Source organism: Mesorhizobium sp. M8A.F.Ca.ET.218.01.1.1, from assembly GCF_004791165.1.
Lineage (GTDB): Bacteria > Pseudomonadota > Alphaproteobacteria > Rhizobiales > Rhizobiaceae > Mesorhizobium.
This window is the reverse complement of record NZ_SRUZ01000229.1, coordinates 1-279: the sequence shown is the minus strand read 5'-3', so window position 1 is coordinate 279 and position 279 is coordinate 1. Positions and strand designations below refer to the sequence as shown.

Genomic DNA, 279 nt, shown 5'->3' with positions numbered 1-279 from the left:
GCCAGCGTGTCGCGGTGGGAGACCGGCACGGCGCCGTCACTCGACGACATGCGGGCGATCCGCGACGCCGCCATCGCACGCGGCATCGCCTGGGATGATGGCTGGTTTTTCGATGTTCCCGGCGAACCGGTGACGGCTGAAGCGGTCGCGCAGACGCAGCGGCCCGCCGCCGGGCACTCCAATGATTTCGACGCTGCTTTCGACGCCGCCAAGTCCCAACGCCTCGGCGTCGCGGCCGGCCCTGTGCTCCCCAACTCCTCCCAAGCCGGGGCCGGCCTT

General features: G+C 71.0%; 1 protein-coding gene. It reads left to right on the top strand.

Annotated elements, in window-relative coordinates; translation table 11 throughout:
- On the top strand, nt 1-279 hold a 279-nt coding region (locus EN861_RS35780), incomplete at both ends, for a hypothetical protein (protein ID WP_189343842.1).